General features: G+C 65.6%; 5 protein-coding genes. 1 reads left to right on the top strand and 4 read right to left on the bottom strand.

Annotated features, from left to right (window positions below; genetic code table 11):
* Positions 1 to 136: 136 nt before the first annotated feature.
* The 3 genes from Q0U08_RS14685 to Q0U08_RS14675 all read right to left on the bottom strand — a co-directional run bounded on the left by Q0U08_RS14685 (position 137) and on the right by Q0U08_RS14675 (position 3990).
* On the bottom strand, positions 137 to 835 hold the full coding sequence (locus Q0U08_RS14685; protein WP_298092208.1) for a DUF4159 domain-containing protein: 699 nt from the start codon (positions 833 to 835) through the stop codon (positions 137 to 139).
* Between the two features lie 172 nt (positions 836 to 1007).
* Positions 1008 to 2342: a TldD/PmbA family protein gene (locus Q0U08_RS14680; protein ID WP_298092206.1), complete on the bottom strand. Its 1335-nt coding sequence runs from the start codon at positions 2340 to 2342 to the stop codon at positions 1008 to 1010.
* Positions 2343 to 2355: 13 nt separating this feature from the next.
* On the bottom strand, positions 2356 to 3990 hold the full coding sequence (locus tag Q0U08_RS14675; RefSeq protein WP_298092205.1) for a TldD/PmbA family protein: 1635 nt from the start codon (positions 3988 to 3990) through the stop codon (positions 2356 to 2358).
* Positions 3991 to 4106: 116 nt separating this feature from the next.
* On the opposite strand from Q0U08_RS14675, the gene Q0U08_RS14670 reads away from it, so the two are divergent.
* Positions 4107 to 5000 (top strand): DMT family transporter, encoded by an 894-nt coding sequence (locus Q0U08_RS14670; RefSeq protein WP_298092203.1) that lies wholly within the window; start codon positions 4107 to 4109, stop codon positions 4998 to 5000.
* A gap of 1 nt (position 5001) precedes the next feature.
* On the opposite strand, the gene Q0U08_RS14665 is transcribed toward Q0U08_RS14670, so the two are convergent.
* Positions 5002 to 7989 (bottom strand): TonB-dependent receptor, encoded by a 2988-nt coding sequence (locus Q0U08_RS14665; protein ID WP_298092201.1) that lies wholly within the window; start codon positions 7987 to 7989, stop codon positions 5002 to 5004.
* Positions 7990 to 8260 lie beyond the last annotated feature (271 nt).

Genomic DNA, 8260 nt, shown 5'->3' with positions numbered 1-8260 from the left:
ATGCCCGCCCGCGATCAGGCCGATGAGCAACTGTTCGACCACATCCGCCTGCCCGACGATCGCCTGGCCGATCGCGGCACGCAAGGCGCTCAGCGTGGCGAGTTGCGCCTCGATCTCCGTCTCGGTCATGCCGCGCTCAATTGTTCAGCGCATACAGCACGATGTTGACGCCGAACTTCGTATTGTCGTCCGCCAGGAAACGCTTGTTGCGCCAGTCGTAGTCCCATTCGCACCCATAGTCCTTGTTGCTGTAGAGGATGCCCAGCCGGCCATCGATGTGGATGCCGCGCAGGTAATCGTGGACGAGGTCGTCGCCCCACCCGTTCAGCTCGAACCCGGTGGCGGGCGGGCCGGGAAACTTGAAGAAGCTGGAATATAGCGGATGCGTGTTCGGCAGCTTCTTCATCGCCGATGCGCCAAAGATCGCCGCCATCTGCCGCTCGAACGAGGTCGCGAACAGCCCGTCGATATCGTGGTTGCAGTCGTCCACGAACACGAACCCGCCATTGCGCACATACCGCTCGAAATTACGCCGTTCGAGAGCCGAGAAATCGACCAGCTTGTGCCCCGCCATGTAGCAGAAGGGCGCGGTCAACATCTTCGGGTCGGACAGCGCGACGACGCGCTCCCTGGGGTCGACCCTCAGGTTGGTATAATCGATCAGCGCGGTCAGCAGGTTGCTGGGCATGCGCTGATCCACGTCCCAGTCGCCGGATTCATAGCGTAGCCGGGTGAACCAGAAGTCGTAGGCGCCGGCGCTCTGCGCGGCGCGGGGCAGCGTGGCGGTGGCGACTGCGGCGATGGCGCCGCGCAGGAAGTGCTGGCGGGTCAGCATCGCCCTCTCCCCCACGGGGAGAGGGAGGGGACCCGCGGCATAGCCGTGGGGAGGGTGAGGGGACGCCACGAGCGGAGCACTGCTTGGCTACCCCTCACCCTTCCCACTGCCTTGTGGCAGCGGGCCCCTTCCCTCTCCCCAGTGGGGAGAGGGTGCTTGAAACTCTCCCCCCTCAAACCGCGTCGGACAGCGAGGTGAAGGTGAAGTCCCGCAGCTTCATCGGCGGGATCATCATGACGAGCGAGGATTCGTCGCCCGCCACGCGCACCGGCTTGCCCAGTTCGTCGATATTGTTGAGCATGATCACCGGGCTTTCGTTGAAGCGGAAATTCTTCACCGGATATTTGATCTGCCCGTTCTCGATATAGAAGGTGCCGTCGCGGGTCAGGCCGGTCAGCAGCACCGTCTGCGGATCGACCATGCGAATATACCAGGTCCGGGTGACGAGGATGCCGCGCTCCGTGCCCCGGATCAGGTCCGCGGTCGATTTGGTGCCGCCCGACATAATGAGGTTGCCCGGCGAGCCGACCGCGGTCTTGCCCATCTTCTGCGCCCAGAAGCGGCTGTAATCCAGCGCGGCGATCTTGCCGTCCTGCACGATCGCCTGACGCTGGCGGGGAAGGCCGTCGCCGTCCCACGGCATCACCGCCGCTTCGGGGTGCCAGGGATCGGCGATCATCGTCACGCGCGGGTCATAGACCTGCTCGCCCAGCTTATTGCCGCCGCCCTTCTTGGACAGGAAACTGCGTCCCTCATCCGCCTCGCGCGCGCCGAAGAAGTTCATCATGAAGCTGATCAACCCCGCCGCCGCCGCCGGCTCCAGGATGACGGTGTACTTTCCCGGCTCCAGCGCGCGCGCCTCGACCGAGGCGGCCGCCTTGCGCATCCCGGTGCGCACATCGGTCGCCGCCGAAAAGGCCCCGGAGTCCTGAAGGTTGCGGCCCACCCAGCCGGAACCCTGCCCGTTTTCGGTCCGCACCGTGCAGGTATAATCCATGCCACTGGCGCGCTGGTAGCCGAAATTGCCCTTGGAATTGGCAAAGGCGGTGAAGCTCTGCCCGTCCTGCAGAAAGCCGGCGGCGACCAGCTTCTCGCCCTTGCACGCCGCGATCGAGTCGCCTGCCACCTTGGCGCGGTAATCGGGGGTTATCCCCGCGGTCGCCGCACTGAACGTCGGGCTGGCGCGATAGGTCTGCTTGTCGATCGCGGGGACGAATTCGGGGTTCTCGGGCGCGAGACGCGCCAGTTCCTCGGCGCGCGCGACGACGCGGGCGAGCGAGGCATCGTCGAACGCGTTGATCGTCGCGGTGCCGACGCGCTTGCCGAATGCGACCGTGACGGCCAGATCGGCGTCATCGACGATGCCGCTGGTCGATACCGCGTTGCGGGCAAAGCGGATGTTGCCGTTGATCGAACCGGAAAGCTGCGCGGTGCATTCGTCCGCCTTGGACAGCCCGACCGCCTTGGTCAGGATCGCGCGCGCCTGGTCTTCGGTGAAAATGGTCATGTGCTTCTACCCCTCAGCCGAGCGAGCGCGCGGTGTTGATGACATTGATGCCGTTGAAGCGCGCGGTGGACGAGCCATGGCTGACCGTCGACACCTGGCTGGGCTGCCCCTTCCCGTCGAAGAACGACCCGCCCAGGCGGTAATCGCTCTGGTCGCACACGCCGACACAGGCGTTCCAGAATTCGGGCGTGCGGATCTGGTAGGCCACGTCCTCGATCTGCTGGGTGATCTTGCCGTTCTTGATCTCGTAGAAGAGCTGCCCGCCGAACTGCGCGTTGTAGCGCTGCTGGTCGATCGAGAAGCTGCCGTCGCCGACGATGTAGATGCCGTTGTCGACGCCCGCGATCATGTCGGCCACCGAGTGCTTCTTCTTGCCCGCCTCCATGCTGACGTTTGGCATGCGCTGGAACTGCACGCTGGACCAGCTATCGGCGTAGCAGCAGCCATCCGAGGCATTCTTGCCCAGCATCGCCGCCTGATCGCGGATCGCCTGCAGGTCGACCAGCTTGCCGTCGCGGATCAAATCCCACTTCTTGGTCTTCACACCCTCGTCGTCGTAACCGACCGCGCCAAGGCTGCCGGGTTGCGTCTTGTCCGCGACGATCGAAACCTGCGGGCTACCATATTGAAAACGCTCTTTGACCTTATCGAGCGTGACGAAGCTGGTGCCGGCGTAATTGGCCTCATATCCCAGCACGCGGTCCAGCTCGAGCGGATGGCCGACGGACTCGTGGATGGTCAGCCAGGTGTGCGACGGGTCGAGCACCAGGTCGTACTTGCCCGGCTTCACCGACGGCGCGGTCAGCTTGGCCTTGGCCTGACGCGCCGCGGCGATCGCGTCTTCCTTCATGTCGTAGGACATGCCGTAATTAACGACGCCGTTGGGCGCGGTGAACTTGTCCGACGCCTTGCCGTCCAGATATTCGAAGCCCAGCCCCATCGGCGCGGACAGCCCCTCGCGCGTGCGGAACTTGCCGGTCGCCTTGTCGATCGCGGTGACCGTCATCGGGGCCCAGATACGGTGGACGTCCTGGTCGATGTTCGATCCGTCGGTGGAGGCGAAATATTTCTGCTCGTTGACCACGAACAGCATAGAATTGACGAAGTTGGCGCCCGCGCCCAGCGCCGCGGCGTTGACGCCCAACAGCAGGTCGACCTTGTCCTTGATCGGCACCGCCATCGCGTTCTTGACGATCGGCGTCTTCCACGACACCGCACCGACACCGGGCGTGGGGGCAAGGCGCACCGGTTCGGACTGGATCTTGGCATTGGCCTTGGCGATGGCGGCGGCCTGGCGGGCAGCACCCGCCACCGCGTCTTCGGTCAGGCCGTTGGTCGCGGCAAAGCCCCAGGCGCCGTCCGCGATCACGCGGATGCCGACACCCAGCGACTCGGTGTTCACGACATTCTCGACATTCGCCTCACGCGTGATGACGAACTGGCGCAGATAGCGACCGATACGAACGTCGGTATAGGTTGCGCCCGCGCTCCGTGCGGCGTTCAGCGCGACGTCGGCCAGCCGCTTCTTCACCTCGCCCGGGATCGTCGATTGCAGCTCCTCCGCCGCAATCGCGCGGCCGAGATAGCCCGGCAGCAGACCGCTGCCCAGCGCCGCGGTGGTCGCGGCCAGGAAATCGCGTCGATGCACCCTTAATCCCCCTGATCGTTGCGCCGTCTTACGGCCGTAACACGGATGATTGCGCGGGCTGGCGCGTTCGTCAATTTGTCTTGCGTAAAAAAGCCTTGGCGTTGCAGGGGGCCGCCATGCGCGCAGCCTTCATCGCCCTCACCCTGGCCGGCCTGTTCTGGGGCCTCGGTTTTCCGCTCGGCAAGCTGGCGCTGCGCGAGGTTGCACCTGCGCACATGGTGCTGCTGCGCTTCGTGGTCGCGAGCATCGCCGCCTTGCCCTTCGCGCTGGGCAGTGCCGAGGCACGCGCGTTGTTTCGCTCGCCGGTGGTGGTGGCGGGCGGTGCGCTCTATGGCCTGGCCTTCATCGTGCAGTTCGAGGGGCTGGCGGGCGTCACCGTGACGCTGGCCGCGCTGCTCGTAGGCGCAATGCCGGCGCTGGTGGCGGTCGCCGCCTGGGCGATGGGCGAGAAGGTCAGCCGAGCGTCATGGCTGGGGGTGGCCGGCGCGACGCTGGGTGCCGCGCTGATCGCGGGCAAGCCGGGGGGCGCGGGCACGTCGATCGGCATCGCGCTGTCGCTGGCCTCGCTGGTCGTGTTTCTCGGCTGGCTGATCCTGGCGAAGCGCGCGCCCGCCACCCGCTCGCCCCTGGCGGTGCCGGCGGTGACGCTGGTCGTGGCGCTGCTCGCCATCCTGCCGGTGGCGCTGGCGCTGCACGGACCGCCGTCGCTTGCCATCGGTCCGGTCGCCTGGACCGGGATCGTCGGCCAGGGGCTGCTCTCCACCTTCTTCGCCACCGCCGCGTGGCAATATGGCGCGGCCCGCGTCGACAGCGCGAGCGCGGGCGTGTTCATCAATATCGAGCCGCTGTTCGGCGCGCTGGTCGGCATCACCCTGTTCGGTGACCCTGCGGGGCTGGCGCTGATCGCGGGCGGCGTGCTGATCGTCATCGGCAGCATCGTCGTGGTGCTGGGGGAGCGGCCCGCGATCGATGCGCCCGCCACCCCGCCCCACGGGCTGTTCGTCGACTGACCTACATCTTGAAGCGCGCACCGAACAGGAAGGTGCGGCCGAAGTGATTATACTCGTAGTTCCGGTTGGCATCGAGATCGGTGTAGCGATCCCGATACTCATCGGTCAGGTTGGTACCCTCCAGCGAAATCTCCAGATTGGGCGTCAGCTTGTAGCGCAGCGACGCATCGACGTTGATCGTCGAGTTATACCCCTCGAAGATGTTGCCGGTGCCCGAACTGCCATCGATATACGGCCCCCGGTAGCTGATCGAACCACGCGCCGAGAATTTGGCATCCTCGTAATAGAGCGTGCCGTTATATTGCCGTTTGGACAGGCCGTAGAGCGTCTCGGTGCGCACCACGTTGACCAGCGCGCCGCCCGGCACCACGGCGGGGCCGCTCTGGGTGTAGGTGGCATCGGAATCGATAAAGGTCGCGTTGGCGATCGCGCCGAAATTCTTCAGGAAGCCGGGCAGGAAGCGGAACGTCGCCTGCAGCGCGATCTCGACGCCCTTCAGGCTGGCGCCAGTGCCGTTGGTGATCGAGTTGATCGTCCAGATCTGCCCCTCCGGCGCGGATGCGGCCGGAGAGGATGGCGGGATGATCGACAGCGGCAGGCCGGTGGAGGCATAGGTGCCCGCCGTCGTCACCGACACGGGGAAGCTTTCCACATTCTTCTTGAACGCCGCGACCGAGAAGATCGACTGCGGCGCGAAATACCATTCGGCCGCCAGGTCGAAGGCGGTTGCGCGGAACGGCAGCAGGTTGGGATTGCCGAAGCTGATCCGGTAGTTGAACCCGTCGACCGACCCGCCCGGCGTCAGATTGCCCAGCGACGGCCGCGTGATGACTTTCGCCACCGCTGCACGCAGGATGATCTCGCTGGTCGGGAAGAAGGCCAGGTTGGCCGCGGGCAGCCAGTCGTCATAGCTGCGCTCCACCGTCACTGCGACGCCGTTGTTCAGCCCGGTCGAACGCTGCGCGGTATGGGCATAGCGCATGCCGGCATTGGCCGCATAATCCAGCCCGAAGACATTGCCTTTCACGTCGAACTGCGCGTAGCCGCCGGTCACTTCCTCCACGACGTTGCGGATGTTGCCGGGGTCGAGCGCCAGCGGGCGATCGTAGAGGCCGGTGGCCGCCGCAGATGCCGCGATATTGGGGATCAGGAACTCGGTCGTCGTACCCTGGGGTTGCCCCGCCCTGCCCAGGCGGAAGATCTCGCCCAGATTGCCCGCGGGCAGGCCATAGACCGCATTGGCGCCGAAGACGGAGGACGGCGTACAGGTTACCGAACCCACCACCGCATCCGGCCGCGCCGTCGTGCTGGTCGGGCACAGCACCGCATCGCGGGTGAACCCCTCCGTATCGAACTCGAACCGGCGGTACATCGCGCCCGTCTTCACCTGGAAGCCGTCGGTCACGTCCCATTCGGTGCGAAGCTGCCCGGTGCGGAACTTGTTGACCGTGGTCGACGGCCGATCGCGGATTTCGGCAAGCTGGAAATTGGCAGGATCGGTCACGCTGGTGCCGAAGGTCAGTCGCGGGCTGCGCGAATTGGTGTAATCGTAGCTATAGCCTTGCGCATCGCGATCATCGAACACGAAGGTCGTCTCGACCGGGATCGTCGCGTCGGACTGCGATATGCCGCCCATCAGGGTGAAGCGGAACCGGTCGCCGACATCCTGGTCCCAGCTTCCGCCGACCTGATAGAATTCCGTCTTCGACCGGCGATAATAATGCTCGGTACGCACCCAGGCATCGTTCAGCGTTGCGGAGATCAGGTTGTTGTTGCCGTCATAGACCGGGTTGAGCAGATCGATCGACCGCTCGTTGGAACGGAGCAGCACCTCGCCCCATTTCTCTTCGCGATCCTCGGTAAAGCGCGAGTAGAGCGCGTCGATCGAGACCTTGGTGGCGTCCGAGGGCGACCATTGCACGCTGCCCGTCAGGCCCAAACGCTCACGTCCGTGGAACACCTCACCATAGCGCGGGATGCGCGGGTGAAACGCCAGTGCCGCCTGATCGCACGCCGCGCTCGGCCGGTACACGCCACCCGCGTTCGACGCCCGCGTCGTGCTCGTCGCGCTGCTGAAAAAGCACGGGGTGCCACCGACCGAGTCGAACCGCGCCTGTGCCCAGCGCACCGTGTTGTTGCCCAGTTCCAGATTGTCGGTCTTGGTATAGGCGCCCGATACCGACGCACCCAGGGTACCGTCCGCCGACTTCCACGACAGTAGCCCGGCGACGCGCGGGCGCAGATTCTTGGACAGGTCGTTATACGTGCCCTGCGCCGCCGCGACGAAGGTCACCCCCGTTTTGCCGCCCAGCGGATTGCCGGTGTTGAGATCGACCACCGCGCCCAGCGAACCCTCGTCCAGCGACGCCTCGGCGGTCTTGTGGACGACGATCGAGTTGAACAGCTCGGATGCGAAGACGTTGAAATCAAACGCACGGTCGCGGTTCGCGCTGGCACCATCTGTGGAGGTCGCCACCGTTTCCAGCCCGTTGACGCGCACGCGGGTGAATTGCGCGCCCAGACCGCGCACGGTGATCGCCCGCCCCTCGCCGGCGTCACGCTGGATCGAGATGCCCGGGATACGCTGCAACGACTCGGCCAGGTTCTGGTCGGGGAACTTCGCGATATCCTCCGCCACGATCGCATCGACCGCCGACACCGAGTCGCGCTTCACGTTCAGCGCGGCATCCAGCGATCGGCGAAAGCCGGTGACGATGATGTCCGCGTCGCCGCTGGCGGCCGGATCGGCACTCTGCGGCGTCACGATCGCGCTGGTGTCGGCTGGCGCCTCGGTGGTGCCCGGCGGCACCACGCCAGTCTGGGCCGGGGCGGGATCGGTCTGCGCCGGCGTGCCCGGCGTCTGTGTCGACGGGATGTTCGCCGCCTGTGCCCAGGCACTTGTCGGCATGGCGAGCGCCGCGGTCAGCGCGGCCATCGATACGCCCAGGCCGATCCGGTTGCGCTGCATGAGGTTCATACACTTGGTCATGCTCATCCCCTCCCAAAGCGGACGGTGCCGCTGACACCGGTTGCCACCGGTTTCCCATGATCTGGTCGGAGACGATGCGCTGCCCAGCGGTGGCCGTGCTGCCTTCCTCTCCCGAACGCCCAGTGCTCTGGTACGCCCGCCTGCCTCTTGCGTGAAACAGGTAACCGGTGTCAGGATCATGAAAGGCCGCTAAACGCCTGTCAATACTCTCGTTGGAAAGGTGTCCCGGATGCCCGCCGCCACGCTGTTGCTGATGCTGCTGTCCACCCCG

It is taken from the genome of uncultured Sphingomonas sp. (genome assembly GCF_946477935.1).
Lineage (GTDB): Bacteria > Pseudomonadota > Alphaproteobacteria > Sphingomonadales > Sphingomonadaceae > Sphingomonas.
Note: the sequence above shows the minus strand (reverse complement) of the source record. Positions and strands in the feature narration are given on the sequence as shown.